This is a genomic window from Microbacterium phyllosphaerae (assembly GCF_017876435.1).
Lineage (GTDB): Bacteria > Actinomycetota > Actinomycetes > Actinomycetales > Microbacteriaceae > Microbacterium > Microbacterium phyllosphaerae.
On sequence record NZ_JAGIOA010000001.1, the window covers coordinates 76,771 to 93,400 of the forward strand.

A 16,630-nucleotide genomic window follows, 5' to 3' on the forward strand; every position below is an offset into this window, starting at 1 on the left:
GGCACCAACTGCGACCCGAGCGTTCAGTCGCCCACCCAGACCACCACGACCACACCCGCGCCCGAAGCCCCGCGCATCCGAGCACTGGACGCCACTTGTCATAACAGGTACACTCAACTTGTCATTACAGGTTGCGCAGCGCCGCAGCACCCGTACGAGGAGCACCGATGCCCCAGTTCCACACGCCCCCGATCTCGCCGATGGCGATCGCGTTCGACGCCGAGAAGCTCACGCTCTCGCCCGAGGGGCCCACCCTGACGCGGCGCATGTCCGACCTCGAGGGCCTGTTCCTCGACGCGGATGCCTGGGCCGCCGCATCCGCCGGCGACAACCCCGTGGTCTACACCGTCGTCAGCTCGCCCGTGCCCGAGGTCGACCGCGAACTGCCCCAGTCGATCACGACGATCATGCCCGGCGACACCTCGGGTGAGCTGTGGATGACCAAGGGCCACCAGCACCCGAACCACCAGGGCGAGATCTACCTGGCGCTGAAGGGTCGCGGCGGGCTGCTCATGTTCGACGGCGAGCGCACCGAATGGCTCGACATGCTCCCCGGCACCATCGGCTACATCCCGCCGGGGTGGGCGCACCGCTCGGTGAACACGGGTGACGAGCCCTACGCGTTCCTCGCGGTGTACCCGGGCGGCGCCGGCCACGACTACGGCTGGGTCCTCGAGCACGGGATGGGCTACCGGGCCTATCGCGCCTCCGAGGGCGTGGACCTGCGCCCCTATTCCGCGACCCCCTCCGCGGAATAGGCTCCGGCCATGCTGATCGCGCACGACCTGGGAACGACCGGCAACAAGGCGTCCCTGCACCATGACGACGGCCGCCTCGTCACCTCTGTCACCGTCCCCTATCCGGCGCACTTCGCCGCGGGCGGCATCGCCGAGCAGGATCCGGCCGATTGGTGGGATGCCGTCGTCGCGGCGACCCGGCAGCTGATCGCCCGCGCCGGCGTCGGGCCCGAGACCATCGGAGGCCTCGTCGTCAGCGGCCAGATGATGGGCACCGTGCTGCTCGACGGGCATGGTGAACCGGTGCGCCCCGCGATCATCTGGGCCGACACCCGCTCGGGCGCGCAGACCCGGGCACTCGAAGAGCGCCTGGGCGCCGAGGACGCGTACCGCGTCCTCGGCCACCGCCTGAACCCCACCTACTCACTCGAGAAGATCATGTGGGTGCGCGACAACGAACCCGACGTGTGGGCGCGCGTGCGACACTTCTGCGTCGCAAAGGACTACATCGTCTACCGGCTCACCGGACGACTCGCCACCGAGCGCTCCGACGCGTCGGGCACGAACGCCTACGACCAGCTGCGCGGCACCTGGTCGGCAGACGTGCTCGCGGCCGCAGGACTCGACGCCGCACTCTTCCCGGAGATCCTCGAATCGACGACCGTCGCAGGATCCCTGACGACCGCGTCGGCGGATGCCCTGGGGCTCCCGGCATCCGTGCGCGTCGTGATGGGCGGCGGAGACGGACCGCTCGCCGCGGTGGGCTCGGGCATCGTCGCCCCCGAAGACGGCGCCTACGTGTGCTTGGGCACCTCGTCGTGGATCTCGTTCGCGAGCATCGCTCCGCTGCACGACCCGCAGATGCGCACCATGACCTTCGACAACGTCGTGCCGGGCTCCTTCGTCCCGACCGCGACCATGCAGGCCGGCGGCGCATCGGTGCAGTGGATCGCCGAGGCGCTCTCTCCCGACCCCGCGCACCCCGACACCGCACGGCTGACGGCTGAGGCCGGAGGCGACCTCGACACCGAAGACCTGTACTTCCTGCCCTACCTGCTCGGCGAGCGCTCCCCGCTGTGGGACCCGCACGCCCGCGGGGCGTTCGTCGGACTCGGCCGCCACCACACCCGCGCGCACCTCACCCGCGCCGTGCTCGAGGGTGTGGCGTACAACCTGCTCACCTGCATCCAGGCGTTCCGGGAGTCGGGAGCCACGATCGACCGCATCGATGCGGTGGGCGGCGGCGCCCAGAGCGACGCCTGGCTCGGCATCCTCGCCGACGTCTGGGGTGTGTCGATCCGTCGCCGCACGATCGTCGAAGAGGCCAACAGCCTCGGCGCCGCGGTCACCGGCGCGGTCGGGCTCGGCCTGGCCGACTTCTCGGCAGCCAGGGCGCTGAGCGAGGTGACGGCGGAGTTCACGCCGGATGCCGGTCGGCACGCCGTGCACGCGCAGCGTCACAGTCGCTTCGTCGACGCCTACGCCGCGCTCGAGCCGTGGTTCGCCCAGGCCCCCGCCACCCGGGGCGACTGATGGGAGTCATCCTCGCCACCAGCCGCTCGTTCTCGGACGGCGACCTCGACCTCGTGGGCCGGGCGCACGCCGCCGGCCACGAGATCGTCCGCGGGCCCGCACATCACGGACTCACCGAGCTCGCACCGCTGCTCGCCGCGGCCGAGGGGTGGATCGCGGGAACCGGCCCCGTCACCGACGAGCACCTCGCCGCCGCGCCGAACCTCCGAATCGTCGCCCGCTACGGGGTCGGCACCGAGGCGGTGGATCTCGATGCGGCGCTGCGACGCGGCATCCCGGTGACCAACACCCCCGGCGCGAATGCGGATGCCGTCGCCGACCACGCCGTCGGACTCATGCTCGCGGCCCTCCGCTTCATCCCCGACGGCGACCGCCGCGTGCGCGCCGGCGACTGGGCAATGCGCCGCGGGCGCGAGCTCGGGGCGGCGACGGTCGGCATCGTGGGCTTCGGCCGAATCGGCCAGGGCGTGGCCCGGCGACTCGGCGGCTTCGGCTCGCGCGTGATCGCCGCCGATCCGTTTCTGCCGGGGGACATCATCGCCGAGCGAGGAGCCGAGCCGGTCGACCTCGACGAGCTGTTCCGCACCGCCGACCTGATCACCCTGCACGCCCCCGGCGGCCAGACGCTCGTCGATGCGGCGCGGCTCGACGGCATCCGTCCGGGGATGATCCTGGTGAACACCGCCCGCCCCGACCTCGTCGACGAACGCGCGCTGGCGCGGGCCCTGCGCGACGGACGCCTCGGCGGGTACGCCGCCGACACCCTGACCGGCGACACCGCGGCGAGCGCGAGCCCGCTGCTGGCGCCCGATCTCGCCGACCGCGTGACGGTCACCCCGCACCTCGGCGCGCAGACCACGCAGGCCGTCGACAACATGGGCGCGATGTCGCTCGACGACGTGCTGTCCGTTCTCGCGGGCACGACCCCCGCACACCCCGTCTCTCCCCGACCCTGAAGGACCAGACCATGACCCTCACCGAGACCCCCTCGACTGCCGCGACTCCGGCGACCGGCGGCTACATGGGCTTCATCGGCGTGAGCACCGGCTCGTCGTCGATCATGACGGTGTTCCCGAAGTGGGCCGACGTACTGGGTCTTCCGACCGCGAACCTCATCGGGCACGATCTGCCGATGGATGCCACCCCTGAGCAGTACGTGGCCATGGTCGAGCAGATCCGCGACGACCCCCACCACCGGGGTGCCCTCGTCACGACGCACAAGATGAACGTCTTCGCCGCAGCATCCGACCTCTTCGACGAGCTCGACCCGTTCGCGGTCTCGTGCTCCGAGATCTCGAGCATCTCGAAGCGCGGCGACCGCCTGATCGGCCGCGCCAAGGATCCGCTCACGGTCGATCTCGCGCTGAACGACTTCCTGCCCGCCGACCACTTCGCCCGCACGGGAGCCGAGGTGGTGATCCTCGGCGCCGGCGGCTCGGGCACGGCACTCAGCTGGGCACTGGCGGAGCGAGCGGATGCTCCGGCGAAGATCACCGTGACCGCCCGCGACGACGAGAAGCTCGACCACCTGCGCGAGGTGCACCGCCAGCACGGCACTCCCGAGGGGCTGATCACCTACGTGCGCACCGACACGGTGCAGGATGCCGCGACGATCGTCGCAGCGGCACCCACGGGGTCGCTGATCGTGAACGCGACGGGACTCGGCAAGGATCGCCCCGGCTCGCCGTTGCCTGACGATGTGGTGTTCCCCGAGGGCGCGTGGGTGTGGGAGTTCAACTACCGCGGCTCGCTGGAGTTCCTGCATCAGGCCCACGCCCAGGAGGCCGCGCGGGGCCTGCATGTGGTCGACGGCTGGCGCTACTTCATCCACGGCTGGTCGCAGGTCGTCGCCGACGTGTTCGAGATCGACCTCACCCCCGAGATCGTCGAGCGCCTCGCCGAGGCCGCAGAATCGGCGCGCTGATGCCCGTCGTCCGGACGGTGCTCGGCGACATCGATCCGACACAGCTCGGGTCGACGAACTATCACGAGCACCTCTTCCAGATCTCACCCCTGCTCCCGGGTGACGAACTCGACGACGAAGCTCTTTCAGGTCGAGAGGCCGCACTGCTGAAGGCCAGCGGCTTCGAGGCCATGATCGACGCCACGCCATTCGGGCTCGGCCGCGACCCCGAAGCGGTCGCCCGCATCAGCGCGGGCACCGGGATGCACGTCGTCGCGACCACAGGCCGCCATCGCGAGGCCCACTACGGCGCCGATCACCCGCTGCAGGCGTGGAGCGGCGACCGCCTCGCGGCACTGTTCATCGCCGAGGTGACGCGCGGGATGCCGGTCGACGATGCGCTCGTGTTCGAGGGACCGGACGTTCCGCGCGCCGCCTCCCCCGATGGCGCCCCTGTTCGGGCAGGCATGCTCAAGGCCGGAGTCGGCTACTGGAGCATCACCCCCTTCGAGCACACGACGCTGCTCGCGGTCGCCGAGGCTCATCGTGCGACCGGGGCGCCGGTGATGGTGCACCTGGAGTTCTGCACGGCGGCCCACGAGGTGCTCGATCTGCTCGAGGCGGCCGGCGTCGCATCCGATCGGGTGGTGCTCGCACATGCCGACCGCGACCCGGATGCCGGACTGCATGCGTCCCTCGCCGAACGCGGTGCCTACTTGGGATACGACGGCTTCGCCCGACCGCGCACCCGATCGGATGCCGAGCTGCTCGCCCTCACCGAGAAGGTCGTGGCCTTCGGCGCCGCGGACCGCGTGCTGCTCGGCGGCGACGTCGCCCGCCGCACCCGCTACATCTCCTATGGCGGCATGCCCGGCCTCGCCTACCTCGGCGAGCGCTACCTGCCGCGCCTGCGCTCCGCCGTCGGCGACGACGCCGTGGAGCGGATGCTCGTCGCGAACCCCGCACGCCTGCTCACCCTGTCGTCCTGACGCCGCATCCCGCATCCCGCATCCACCCCGAGGAGTTCTCATGGCCGAGCCGACCATCCTTCACGCCGTGTTCACCGCACGCCCCGCGAAGGGCGACGAGGTGGCCGCACTGCTGAGCGATTTCGCCGAGGTCGTACGGGCCGAAGAGGGCAACGTCGTGTTCGATGCGACGCGCCTCGTCGATGACCCCGACCGCTTCTTCGTCTACGAGGTCTATCGCGACGAAGCGGCATTCCAGGCGCACATCGCAGCTCCGGCCGGCGTGCCCTTCAACGAGGCACTGCAGCAGCTGATCGTCGAGCCGTCGTCGATCCTGACCTTCCTCCGCCGCGTCTGACCCACGCCGCCAGCTCACCACTCCGGCATCCGCGCCGTCTTTCACACCTGCATGCCCAGAAGACAGGTGCATGCCGATTCCGCGCGTCTCGGCCTGCATCCGTGATCTGAGCATGCATCTGTGCACAGCTCCCGCACGCCGCCACCGGGCACGCGAGAAGCCCCCCGCCCGAAGGCGAGGGGCTTCTCGTCAGATCAGCGGGTCACTGGTAGAGAACCGCGGCGATCTTCTCGTCCTCGATGTTCGTGCTGTCGTACCAGTACGAACCGGTGTCGTAGAACTCGTCGACGTCGTCGCCGTTGGCGGCGTCGTACGCCGCCTGGACGACCTGCTCGCCGATGCCGATCGGGTCCTGCGTGATGGCGCCGGCCATCGTGCCGTCCTTGATCGCGTTGATCTGCGCGGCTCCCGAGTCGAAGCCGACGATCGTGATCTTGCCCTTCTCGAGACCGAGCTCGTTCACGGCGTTCACGACGCCGATGGCCGAGCCCTCGTTGGTTCCGTAGATGCCCTTGAGGTCGGGGTGGGCGGCGATCAGCGTCTTCGCGATGTCGGCCGACTTCAGGTGGTCGCCGTCACCGTACTGGATGTCGACGATCTTGATGTCGGGGAAGTCCGCCTCCATCTTCTCGACGAAGCCGTCACGACGCTCGACGCCGGTCGAGTTGATGTTCGAGTGACCGACGATGGCGACCTCGCCCTTGCCGCCGATCAGCTCGGCCATGTGCTCTGCCGCGAGCGCGCCGGCGACCTTGCTGTCGGTCGCCGAGAGGCTCAGGCCCACGTCGCCGTCGCAGGGGGCGTCGAAGTAGACGACGGGGATGTCCTTGGCCTTGGCCTGCTCGAGCGGGGCGACGCACGCCTCGGGGTCGAGGGCGGCGTAGGCGATGGCATCCGGGTTCTTGTCGATCGCGGTGGTCAGCATCTCGAGCTGCTGGGCGATCTCGGTCTCGGCCGCGGGGCCCTCGAACGTGATCTTCACGCCGAGCTCCTCGGCCTTCTGCTCCGCGCCCTTCTTGACGGCCTGCCAGAACTGGTGCTGGAAGCCCTTCGAGACGAGCGCGATGTACATCTCGCCGTCGCCACTGCCTCCGTCGCCGCTGCCTTCTTCGATGACGTCACCGCCGCCTGCGCAGCCCGCGAAGACGAGGGCGGATGCGGCCACGAGTGCCGCGAATGCGGTCTTCTTGCCGAATTTCATGGAAACTCCATTGTTCTCTGTGTGGTGGTGGGGGGTGTAGATCTGTGGGATCAGGTGCGCTGGCGGTTGCGCAGCGAGTCGAGGAACACGGCCAGCAGCACGACGATGCCGACGACGATGTTCTGCCATTCGGACTGGATCGACATGATGCGCAGGCCGTTGACGAGCACGCTCATGATCAGCGCACCGATCACGGTGCCGAGGATCGAGCCTCGTCCGCCGAGCAGCGAGGTTCCGCCGATGATGACTGCGGCGATCGCCTGCAGCTCGTAGCCGGTGCCGATCTGCGGCTGAGCCGAGTCGAGTCGGGCGGCGATGACGATGCCCGCGATGCCGGTGAAGGCGCCGGCGAACATGTAGATGAGGATCGTCCAGCGCCGGGTGTTCACACCCGAGAGGCGCGTGGCCTCCTCGTTCGAGCCGATCGCGAAGGTGTAGCGGCCGAGAAGCGTCTTCGACAGCACCAGCCAGGCGATGATCGCGGCCACGGCGGTGATCAGCACGGCGTTCGGGATGCCGGGGATGATCACGCCGAGCGCGATCTTCTTGAAGTCGGGGGCCGACGTCGAGAAGTAGATCGGCGAGACGTTCGAGATGACGAGGGCGAGGCCTCCGGCGATCATCATCATCGCGAGGGTCGCGATGAACGGGGGCAGTCGGAGGAACGTGATGTTGATGCCGTTCACGAGCCCCATCAGGACGCCCGTGAGCACACCGCCGATCACGCCGACCCAGACCGGGAGTCCCATGTTCGTCACGAACACACCCGTCATCACGGCGCAGAGCGCCATGCCGGTGCCGATCGACAGGTCGATGCCGCCGGTGATGATGACGAAGGTCGTGCCGAGGGCCAGGATGCCGATGACCGCGGTCGACAGCAGCACCGTGGCGATGTTGCTGAAGGTGAAGAAGGCGGGGCTGGCGATCGAGAAGAAGACCACGAGCACGATCAGCGTGCCGAAGGCGAGCGACTGCTGGAGCTGGCGCCGGAGGAACCCGCCGATGTCGCGCTTGTCGGTGTTCTCATCGACCGCTGTCTGGATGATCGTCGTCGTCGACGATCCCTGCTGCTGCGGGGTGCTCATCAGTCTTCCTCCCCGTGGGCTGCGAGTTGCATGATCTTCTCCTGGCTGGCTTCTTCGTTGCGGAGCGTCCCGGTGATGCGACCGTTCGCGAAGACCGCGATGCGGTTCGCGACGCGGAGGATCTCCGGGAGCTCCGATGAGATGACGATGATGGATTTGCCCTGATCAGCGAGCTGCTGCATCAGGCGGTAGATCTCCTCTTTCGCGCCGACGTCGATGCCTCGGGTCGGTTCGTCGAAGATGAGGATGTCGCAGTCGCGCATCAGCCACCGGGCGATGACGACCTTCTGCTGGTTCCCTCCGGAGAGGAGCTTCACGATCTGGTTCACGGAGGGCGTCTTCACCCTCAGCTGCTGCACGTACTCCTTGGTGCGGTTCTTCGCCTTGTTGTCGCCCATCCAGCCGATGCCGTTGGCGTACGAGCCGAGCGACGCGAGCACGGTGTTGAACGTGACGTCCTGCTCGAGCATGAGACCCAGCAGCTTGCGGTCCTCCGAGAGGTAGCCGAGGCCGTGCTTCACGGCATCCGCCGGCTGTCCGATGCGCACCTGCTGTCCGCTGATCGCGATCGAGCCTCCGTCGCGATGATCCGCCCCGATGACCGCTCGAGCGGTCTCGGTGCGCCCCGCGCCCATGAGTCCGGCGAAGCCGAGGATCTCGCCCCGGTGCAGCTGGAACGACACGTCTTTCAGGAGGGTCTTGGTCGAGAGCCCCTGCACGTCGAGCACGATCGGGTCGTTGATGTGATCGCGGGCTTCGGGGCGGGTGCCCTCGTCGATCACTCGTCCGACCATCATCTCGATGATCTTCGGGACGCTGACCTCCGACTTGTCCAGTGATCCGATGTATGTGCCGTCTCGGAGCACCGTGACCCGGTCGGCGAGGCGTCGCAGCTCGTCCATGCGGTGCGAGATGTAGACGATGCCGGTGCCGGATGCCCGCAGCTGCTCGATGAGCACGAACAGGGTCTCGGTCTCGGAGTCGGTGAGCGCCGACGTCGGCTCGTCCATGATGAGCACCTTGGCGTTGAACGACAGCGCCTTCGCGATCTCGACCATCTGCTGCTCGGCCACGGTGAGCTCGCCGACGAGCTGGCGCGGATTCAACCGGATGCCGAGGCGCTGCAGCAGCTCGGCGGTCTGCTTGTTCAGCTTGCCCTCCGAGAGGAACGGGCCGGTCGTGGGCTCACGCCCCACGAAGATGTTCTGCGCGACGGTGAGGTCGGGCATCAGGTTGAGCTCCTGGTGGATGATCGTGATTCCGAGCTGCTGCGCCTGCAGCGGGCTGGTGAGTTCGACCTCCGCGCCCTCGAACGTGATCGTTCCCTCGTCCTTGGTGTAGATCCCGGACAGGATCTTCATCAGAGTGGACTTGCCCGCGCCGTTCTCGCCCACGAGCACGAGCACCTCACCGGCCCGCACCTCGAGGTGCACGTCCTTGAGAGCCTGCACACCGGGGAATCCCTTGCTGATCCCCTCGACTCTGAGAATGGGGTCACTCATGTGCTCACCTGCTTCCTTGAAGGTCGTTATCCGCTGAGTCCGGTCGGGTCCGGAAACATCGGATCAATTCTGCAACCTGCGCCCCGCCCTGCGCAAGTTGTATCTAAATGTAACTAAGACTCTCCGGGAAGGGAAGACCTGTAATAACAAGTTGGCCACAGGTTGCCCGCCGGTCGGTCGTCGCCGGTCGTCGTCGTGTCAGTGCAGCCGGATGGAGTCGACGGCGACGAGCTTGTCGCGGATGTACGCGTTCGCGTGCGCTCCGAGCTCGGCGTTGTCGGTCCAGAGGTTGCGCCAGATGCCGAGCATCCGACTGAGGTCGGGGGCCACCACTGCCGACGAGAACGACTCGAACACGATCGGACCGTCGTAGCCGATGCGACCCAGCGCCTTGAAGAAGTTGTCGAAGTCGACGGTTCCCGTGCCGAGATACCCGCGGTGACTCTCGCCGATGTGCACGTATCGGAGGGCCGGTGCGGCGTCGAGGACCGGCGCGAACATATCCGACTCCTCGATGTTCATGTGGTACGTGTCGAGGTGGATGCCGACGTTCGGCCGATCGACCTGTGCGAGGTAGGCGAGCGCCTGCCGCGCCGTGTTCAGCACGTTCGTCTCGTAGCGGTTGACGACCTCGAGCGAGACCGACACTCCGCGTTCGGCGGCGTGGTCGGCGACGCGAGCGATCGTGCGACGACTGCTCTCGAGCCCTTCGGGCGTCACCGGATCCATGTACTTCTGCATCGCGCTGTAGATCACGCCGCAGAAGTGCTGTCCGCCGAGATCGGCGAGCACATCGACCGCCTTGAGCAGCAGCGCTTCGCCGGCGGCGACGACCGCCGGGTCCGAGCTCGTGACGTCGGTCGCGCCCGACAGGCCGAGCGAGGCGCTGACCGCGAGGTCGTGCTCTTCGAGGGCATCCTTCGCCGCGGCGACGTCGAACGAGAAGGGATCCATCAGGGGGAACTCGATCAGGTCGAATCCCGCCGCCTTCGTCTTCTCGACCGACAGGCGGATGCCGTCGGCATCGAAGCGTCCGGTCCAGACGAGCCCGTGGCATCCGATGTTCATGAGACCTCTCGGAGACGGGTGTGGGGCACCATCGCCTCTGCGGGTTGGCACGTTCCAACTCCGCGTTCAGGTCACGGTACGCGGGGCGTGGATGCCGTGTCAAGAACTTTCTTGGAACGTGCCAACCGCTCGGCTACTGTGGACACGTCGGTGCCGCGCCGGTGCGCAGAAGCCCCCGCGCAAGAGCGCACCGGCGAAGCCGACAAGGAGCTCCATGCCCGCCAGCGTCAAAGATGTCGCAGCCCTCGCCGGGGTGTCGTCCTCGACCGTCTCGAACTACCTGAACCACCCGCACGTGCTCGGCGAGGCCAGCTCCGCGAAGGTCAGAGACGCGATCGAGAAGCTCGGCTACGTGCCGAACGAGTCGGCGCGGCAACTGCGGGCCGGATCGAGCAAGGCGCTCGCGCTGATCCTGCTCGACGCCTGGCTGCCGTACTTCCACGAGCTCTCCCGCGGCGTGGAAGACGTTGCCCGCGAGGGCGGATGGTCGCTCTTCTTCAGCAACAGCGCCCGCGATGCCGCCCTCGAACGCCGCAACATCGACATGTTCGAGGCGCACCGGGTGCAGGGCATCGTGATCTACCCCCTCGACGACGTCGTGCCCCGACTCGAGCAGCTCGCGGAGCGCGGCATCCGCTCCGTCGTCGTCGGTCCCATCCCCGACTCGTCGACCGTCGGGTCGGTGCGCTTCGACGATCGCGGCGGCGGGCGCCTCGCCGGCGAGCATCTGCTGTCGATCGGTCGTCGCCGCATCCTGTTCCTGGGGGCGCCGAGCGTCAGCCAGTCGAACGACCGGCTGCAGGGTCTGCGTGACGCGGCGGCGGGATCGGATGCCGCGGTCGACGTGTTCGACGTGCCGCACCTGACGACGGAGGACGGCCTCGACATCGCCGAGCGGATCATCGCGCTGGCGTCCGCTGACCGCCCCGATGCGATCTTCGCCGCGAACGACATGGTGGCGATCGGGGTGCTCACCCGACTGCTGCGCGAAGGGATCCGCGTGCCGGAGGAGATCGCGCTCGTCGGCTTCGACGACGTCGCGCAGGCTCACCAGACCGTCGTGCCGCTCACGAGCGTGCGGCAGCCCGGGTACGAGATCGGCCGCGCGGCGGGTGCGGCACTGATCCGCCAGCTCACCGATCCGAGCGCCGACCTTCCCGCGCCGACGCCGTTCGCCGCCGAGCTCGTCGTGCGCGAGTCGACCGTCGGCCGCTGAGTCCGGTCGCCCGACTCAGGCGGGGATCAGCCCCTCCGCCGCGAGCTCATCCCACAGCGCACCGGGGATCTCGAGAGCCGCGTATTCGGCGTTCTGGGTCAGCTGCGTCGGTCGGCTGCCCCCGACGACGACCGAGCGCACGACGTCGGACTGCAGCGGGAACTGGATCGCGGCCGCGGGCAGCGGCACGTCGTGCTCGGCGCACACCCGTGCGATGCGCAGCAGCCGCTCCCACAGCTCGTCCGGCAACTGCCCGTACTCGTACCGACCGTCACGACGCGGCGCATTCGACGCGAGCAGCCCCGAGTTGAAGACGGATGCCGCGACGATGCCCGTGCCGGTCTCCCGGCACGCCGGCAGCACGTCGGCCGCGGCCGGCTGTTCGAGCAGCGTGTAGCGCCCCGCGACCATGATCAGATCGAGGTCCGCGGATCGCACCGAGGCGGCGAGCGCGTCCGACACCATCGACCCGATCCCGACCGCGGCGACCTGGCCATCGGATCGCAGCTGCTCCAGAGCCGGCAGGGCTTCGGCGAGCGCGAGATCGAGGTCGTGCCGTTCGGGGTCGTGCAGGTAGAGCAGATCGATGCGCTCGATGCCCAGGCGCTCGCGCGACTCGTCGAGGCTCGTGCGGATGCCGTCGGCCGAGAAGTCCCACACACGCTGCAGGTCGTCGGGCACGTGGAAGTCGTTCGCGGTGTCGAGGCCGCCGTCATGCTCGGGGTTCGGCCGCAGCAGCCGCCCGACCTTGGTCGACAGCACGAACTCGTCGCGCGGCTTGGTCTGAAGGAACGCTCCGAGGCGGCGCTCCGAGAGCCCGAGCCCGTAGTGCGGAGCCGTGTCGAAGTAGCGGATGCCGCTGTCCCACGCAGCCTCCAGCACGGCCCACGACTCGTCGTCTGTGAGCGGGCGGAAGAGGTTGCCGACGTTCGCGGCCCCGTACCCGAGCGTCGGAACCGTCAGAGGTTCAGGCACCGACATGCTGACCCGTCCATGTGTAGGCGGCGACACTCTCTGCCTTCATCTCCATGCCCGAGCCGGGTGCGGTGGGCGCCATGTACGAGCCGCCCTGGATGTCGGTCGGAATCACGAAGTGCTCGTGCAGGTGGTCGACGAACTCGATCATCCGGCCCTCGCGCGTGCCGGTGACGGCGACGAAGTCGAACATCGACAGGTGCTGCACGGCCTCGCACAGACCGACACCACCGGCATGCGGGCACACCGCCACGCCGAACTTCGCGGCCAGCAGCAGGTTGGCGATGTTCTCGTTGACACCCGCGACGCGCACGGCGTCGATCTGCATGACCGAGATGGCCTCAGCCTGAAGCAGCTGCTTGAAGATCACGCGGTTCTGGGCGTGCTCGCCGGTGGCGACGCGGATGGGCGCCACTCCCCTGGCGATCTCGGCGTGACCGAGCACGTCGTCGGGGCTCGTGGGCTCTTCGATCCAGGCGGGGTGGAACTCGGCGAGCGCGTTCACCCACTCGATCGCCTCCGACACCTCCCAGCGCTGGTTCGCGTCGATCGCGATGGGGAAGTCGGGTCCGCAGACCTCGCGCGCCTTGCGGAACCGACGGATGTCGTCGTCGAGGTCGGCGCCGACCTTGAGTTTGATCTGGGTGAAGCCGTCGGCCATCGCCTCGCGAGCGAGTCGTTCGAGCTTCTCGTCGGAGTATCCCAGCCAGCCGGGGCTCGTCGTGTATCCGGGATAACCCGTGGCGAGCAGCTCGCGCTCGCGCTCGAGTCGACCGGGCTCGGCCGCACGAAGGATCTCGAGGGCGTCCTCGGGCGTCAGAGCGTTGGTCAGGTAGCGGAAGTCGACCAGGTCGACGAGCTCCTCCGGCGTCATCCGAGCGAGCAGCTGCCAGAGCGGCAGACCGGCCCGCTTGGCCTTGATGTCCCACAGCGCGTTGATGACCGCGCCGATGGCCATGTGCATCACGCCCTTCTCCGGGCCGAGCCAGCGCAGCTGCGAGTCGCCGATGATGTCGCGGAAGGTCGTGCCCATGTCGTCGAGCAGCGGTTCGATCTCGCGGCCGACCAGGTGCCCGGCGAGCGCGTCGATCGCAGCCACCTGCACGTCGTTGCCACGACCGATCGTGAAGACGAAGGCGTGCCCGTCGATGCCGTCCTCGGCGTCGGTACGCACGATGACGTACGCGGCCGAGTAGTCGGGGTCGGGGTTCATGGCATCCGACCCGTCGAGGCTCAGCGACGTGGGAAAGCGGATGTCGGTCGTGTCGAGGGCGACGATGCGGCTCACGGGGTTCCTCTCGGGCACGGGGTGGATTTCCGTGCAGATCTCTTGGAGTGTAAACATCCGATGTCTATACTGTCAACGAGACGGGCCGCGAAGACGCGCCCCGACGACACGGAATCCTCACTGATCAGGAGAGACATGAAGTTCGCACGTCTAGGCACCCCCGGCGCCGAGATCCCCGTCCTCGTCGAGGGCGACAGCCACCTCGATCTTCGGGCAGTGACATCCGATGTGAACGGCGATTTCCTCGCCGGCGATTTCCGGGCCCGCGTCGAAGCCGCCCGCGCCGCCGGCGAGCTCCCGGTGCTCGAGGATGCCGCCGCGATGCGCATCGGAGCGCCGATCGCCCGCCCGAGCGCCGTCATCTGCATCGGCCAGAACTACGCGGCCCACGCCCGCGAGTCCGGCGCCGAACCGCCGACCGTGCCGATCATGTTCCTGAAGACGCCGAACACCGTCGTCGGTCCGAACGACGCGGTGACGATCCCCCGCGGCAGCGAGAAGACCGACTGGGAGGTCGAGCTCGGCATCGTGATCGGCGCCCGTGCCGCCTACCTCGATTCGCCCGACGACGCCGACGCGCACATCGCCGGCTACGTGGTCGCGAACGACGTCTCGGAGCGCGCCTTCCAGATGGAGGTCTCGGGCGGACAGTGGTCGAAGGGCAAGATCGCTCCCGGCTTCAACCCGACCGGCCCGTGGCTGGTCACCCCCGACGAGGTCGACGTCGACGACCTGCGGCTGCGCAGCTGGGTCAACGGCGAGCCCCGCCAGGACTCGAACACCGACGACATGATCTTCGACGTGCGCGTGATCGTGCACCACCTGTCGCAGTACGTCACGCTCGAGCCGGGCGATCTGATCCTCACCGGCACCCCGCAGGGCGTCGCGTTCGGCGGCAAGTTCCCGTACCTGACCGCGGGCGATGTGGTCGAGATCGAGATCGAAGGACTCGGGCATCAGCGCCAGGAGTTCGTGGCATGGGAGGCACAGAAGTGAGCGGCGCACTCGACGGACTCGTCGCGATCGTCACCGGCGGAGCATCCGGAATCGGGGCGGCCATCGCGGCCCGGCTGCACGCCGACGGCGCGCAGATCGCGGTGCTCGACCGCGACACCTCAGGAGCGGATGCGGCGTTCGCCGCGTTCACGGCCGATGTCTCCGACCGCGCATCGGTGGATGCCGCGGTGACCGCCGTCGCCGAGAAGTTCGGCCGCATCGACATCGTCGTGAACAACGCCGGCGTCGGCGCGCAGGGCGACATCAGCGCGAACGACGACGACGAGTGGGCCCGCGTGCTCTCGATCAACGTCACCGGCATCGCCCGCGTCACCTCCGCGGCGCTGCCGTGGCTGAAGAAGTCGCCGAGCGCGGCGGTCTGCAACACGGCATCCATCGCATCGACGACCGGCCTGCCGCAGCGCGCCCTCTACAGCGCATCGAAGGGTGCAGTCTCGGCGCTCACTCGTGCCATGGCGGCCGACCATCTGCGCGAGGGCATCCGCGTCAATGCCGTGAACCCCGGCACCGCCGACACCCCCTGGGTCGGGCGCCTGCTCGACTCGGCCGACGACCCCGCCGCCGAGCGCGCCGCCCTCGAGGCGCGTCAGCCGCACGGTCGCCTGGTCTCGCCCGACGAGGTCGCCGCGGCCGTCGCCTACCTGGTCAGCCCCGCCGCGGGGTCGACAACCGGCACGTTCATCGAGGTCGACGGCGGCATGGCGCAGCTGCGCCTCCGCCCTGTCGGCGGCTGAGCCCGACGCTCCTCCGACCGGCCGCGCGGCGCGCTCTCGGCAGCGAATCGCTACGAGCGCTCGCCGCGCAGCCACCCCAGGACGCCGCGCCGCGGCCGCTCCTCGCGAGCATCCGTGTGCGGCGGCCGTTCTCCGATCCGATAGAACTCCTCGGCATTGCGCCACAGGATCGCGTCGAGGTCGTGCCCGCGGCGCTCCGCCCAGGCGATGACGGCATCCGCCCACCGGCTGCGCGCGGTCGGCTGATACGTCGGCGATCCGTCCTCCGGAGCGTACTCGTACCCCTCTTCCGCGGGGCCGATGACCGATACCGGCCAGTCGCTCCCCCACATCAGCCGTTCGACCCCGAAGGCGTCGGCCGCAGCGTCGAGGAACGGCTCGAGCTGCTCGGCCGACCAGTCGCCGCCTGCTTCGCCCGGCAGCCCCGACAGCTTGCAGAAGACCTGAGGATGCCGGGCAAGATCGTCGAGATCGCGCACCCACTCCATCGACGGCGCGACCGGAGCATCCGCTGTGCCGACCTCGGGTTTGCCGAGGTGGTCGAGCACGATTCGCAGCTCGGGCACCGCCCCCGCGAGTCGAGCGATCTCGGGCAACTGTTCCGCTCGCACACAGGCGTCGAAGGTCCAGTCCCGGGCCGCGACCTCGCGCGCACCGGTCACGAAGGCGGCCGAGACCGCGAGTCCGTCCGGCTCTCCCTGCAGGTTGTGCCGCACGCCGACGACGAGGGGCTCGGCGGCGAGACCCTCGAGGTGCGCGGTGGTGTCGGTGTCGCGGTCGAGCCTCGCGCCGGCCACGATGCCGACGACACCGACACGGTCGGCGAGAGAAGCGACCCAGCGCACCTCGTCGAGGAAGTCGTCCTCGACCGTCTCGGCCTGCACGAACACGGCCTTCTCGGTCGTCGCACGCACGATGCGAGAGTTCTCGATCTCGGTCGTACCGAACAGCCAGGCGAGAGGACCCTCGAGCCAGGCGTAGTGCAGAAGCTCGGGATCCCAGAGGTGCAGGTGCGAATCGAGTACGCGCATACCATCATCCTGCC

General features: G+C 68.8%; 16 protein-coding genes. 9 read left to right on the top strand and 7 right to left on the bottom strand.

The window, feature by feature from the left end:
- Positions 1 to 167: 167 nt before the first annotated feature.
- From JOF42_RS00325 to JOF42_RS00350, 6 genes are read left to right on the top strand one after another with little or no spacing between them, the layout of a single operon-like run.
- Entirely contained in the window at positions 168 to 758 is a 591-nt protein-coding gene (locus JOF42_RS00325; RefSeq protein ID WP_210096025.1) for a glucose-6-phosphate isomerase family protein, read from the top strand.
- 9 nt (positions 759 to 767) lie between these two features.
- Positions 768 to 2,270, top strand: coding sequence for a xylulokinase (xylB, locus tag JOF42_RS00330; RefSeq protein WP_210096026.1), 1,503 nt, complete (start codon positions 768 to 770; stop codon positions 2,268 to 2,270).
- Positions 2,270 to 3,226, top strand: a complete 957-nt coding sequence (locus JOF42_RS00335) for an NAD(P)-dependent oxidoreductase (RefSeq protein WP_210096027.1) — start codon at positions 2,270 to 2,272, stop codon at positions 3,224 to 3,226. The genes xylB and JOF42_RS00335 overlap by 1 nt, the downstream gene beginning before the upstream one ends.
- Positions 3,227 to 3,237: 11 nt before the next feature.
- Complete coding sequence (locus JOF42_RS00340) at positions 3,238 to 4,194, top strand: shikimate dehydrogenase family protein (RefSeq protein ID WP_210096028.1); 957 nt, start codon at positions 3,238 to 3,240, stop codon at positions 4,192 to 4,194.
- On the top strand, positions 4,194 to 5,162 hold the full coding sequence (locus tag JOF42_RS00345; protein ID WP_210096029.1) for a phosphotriesterase family protein: 969 nt from the start codon (positions 4,194 to 4,196) through the stop codon (positions 5,160 to 5,162). Before JOF42_RS00340 ends, JOF42_RS00345 begins: the two co-directional genes overlap by 1 nt.
- A gap of 40 nt (positions 5,163 to 5,202) precedes the next feature.
- Positions 5,203 to 5,499 carry a putative quinol monooxygenase gene (locus tag JOF42_RS00350; RefSeq protein WP_210096030.1) on the top strand — a complete coding sequence of 99 codons (297 nt, stop codon included), beginning with the start codon at positions 5,203 to 5,205 and terminating at the stop codon, positions 5,497 to 5,499.
- A gap of 202 nt (positions 5,500 to 5,701) precedes the next feature.
- On the opposite strand, the gene JOF42_RS00355 is transcribed toward JOF42_RS00350, so the two are convergent.
- The 4 genes from JOF42_RS00355 to JOF42_RS00370 all read right to left on the bottom strand — a co-directional run bounded on the left by JOF42_RS00355 (position 5,702) and on the right by JOF42_RS00370 (position 10,355).
- Positions 5,702 to 6,700, bottom strand: coding sequence for an ABC transporter substrate-binding protein (locus JOF42_RS00355; RefSeq protein ID WP_210096031.1), 999 nt, complete (start codon positions 6,698 to 6,700; stop codon positions 5,702 to 5,704).
- 50 nt (positions 6,701 to 6,750) lie between these two features.
- Positions 6,751 to 7,785, bottom strand: coding sequence for an ABC transporter permease (locus JOF42_RS00360; protein WP_210096032.1), 1,035 nt, complete (start codon positions 7,783 to 7,785; stop codon positions 6,751 to 6,753).
- Positions 7,785 to 9,287, bottom strand: a complete 1,503-nt coding sequence (locus tag JOF42_RS00365; protein ID WP_210096033.1) for a sugar ABC transporter ATP-binding protein — start codon at positions 9,285 to 9,287, stop codon at positions 7,785 to 7,787. The genes JOF42_RS00360 and JOF42_RS00365 overlap by 1 nt, the downstream gene beginning before the upstream one ends.
- Before the next feature lie 198 nt (positions 9,288 to 9,485).
- Entirely contained in the window at positions 9,486 to 10,355 is an 870-nt protein-coding gene (locus tag JOF42_RS00370) for a sugar phosphate isomerase/epimerase family protein (protein ID WP_210096034.1), read from the bottom strand.
- A gap of 214 nt (positions 10,356 to 10,569) precedes the next feature.
- On the opposite strand from JOF42_RS00370, the gene JOF42_RS00375 reads away from it, so the two are divergent.
- Positions 10,570 to 11,571, top strand: coding sequence for a LacI family DNA-binding transcriptional regulator (locus tag JOF42_RS00375; protein ID WP_210096035.1), 1,002 nt, complete (start codon positions 10,570 to 10,572; stop codon positions 11,569 to 11,571).
- 15 nt (positions 11,572 to 11,586) lie between these two features.
- Here JOF42_RS00375 and JOF42_RS00380 read toward each other — a convergent pair whose 3' ends face one another.
- Both JOF42_RS00380 and JOF42_RS00385 read right to left on the bottom strand, forming a co-directional pair.
- On the bottom strand, positions 11,587 to 12,552 hold the full coding sequence (locus JOF42_RS00380) for an aldo/keto reductase (protein ID WP_210096036.1): 966 nt from the start codon (positions 12,550 to 12,552) through the stop codon (positions 11,587 to 11,589).
- Positions 12,539 to 13,834: an L-fuconate dehydratase gene (locus JOF42_RS00385; protein ID WP_210096037.1), complete on the bottom strand. Its 1,296-nt coding sequence runs from the start codon at positions 13,832 to 13,834 to the stop codon at positions 12,539 to 12,541. Before JOF42_RS00385 ends, JOF42_RS00380 begins: the two co-directional genes overlap by 14 nt.
- Positions 13,835 to 13,969: 135 nt before the next feature.
- Between JOF42_RS00385 and JOF42_RS00390 the strand changes: the two genes are divergently transcribed.
- Together JOF42_RS00390 and JOF42_RS00395 are read left to right on the top strand one after the other, a co-directional pair.
- Positions 13,970 to 14,830 carry a fumarylacetoacetate hydrolase family protein gene (locus tag JOF42_RS00390; RefSeq protein ID WP_210096038.1) on the top strand — a complete coding sequence of 287 codons (861 nt, stop codon included), beginning with the start codon at positions 13,970 to 13,972 and terminating at the stop codon, positions 14,828 to 14,830.
- Complete coding sequence (locus tag JOF42_RS00395) at positions 14,812 to 15,585, top strand: SDR family NAD(P)-dependent oxidoreductase (RefSeq protein WP_210096039.1); 774 nt, start codon at positions 14,812 to 14,814, stop codon at positions 15,583 to 15,585. Before JOF42_RS00390 ends, JOF42_RS00395 begins: the two co-directional genes overlap by 19 nt.
- A gap of 50 nt (positions 15,586 to 15,635) precedes the next feature.
- Here JOF42_RS00395 and JOF42_RS00400 read toward each other — a convergent pair whose 3' ends face one another.
- Positions 15,636 to 16,616, bottom strand: a complete 981-nt coding sequence (locus tag JOF42_RS00400; protein ID WP_210096040.1) for an amidohydrolase family protein — start codon at positions 16,614 to 16,616, stop codon at positions 15,636 to 15,638.
- Between the last annotated feature and the right edge of the window lie 14 nt (positions 16,617 to 16,630).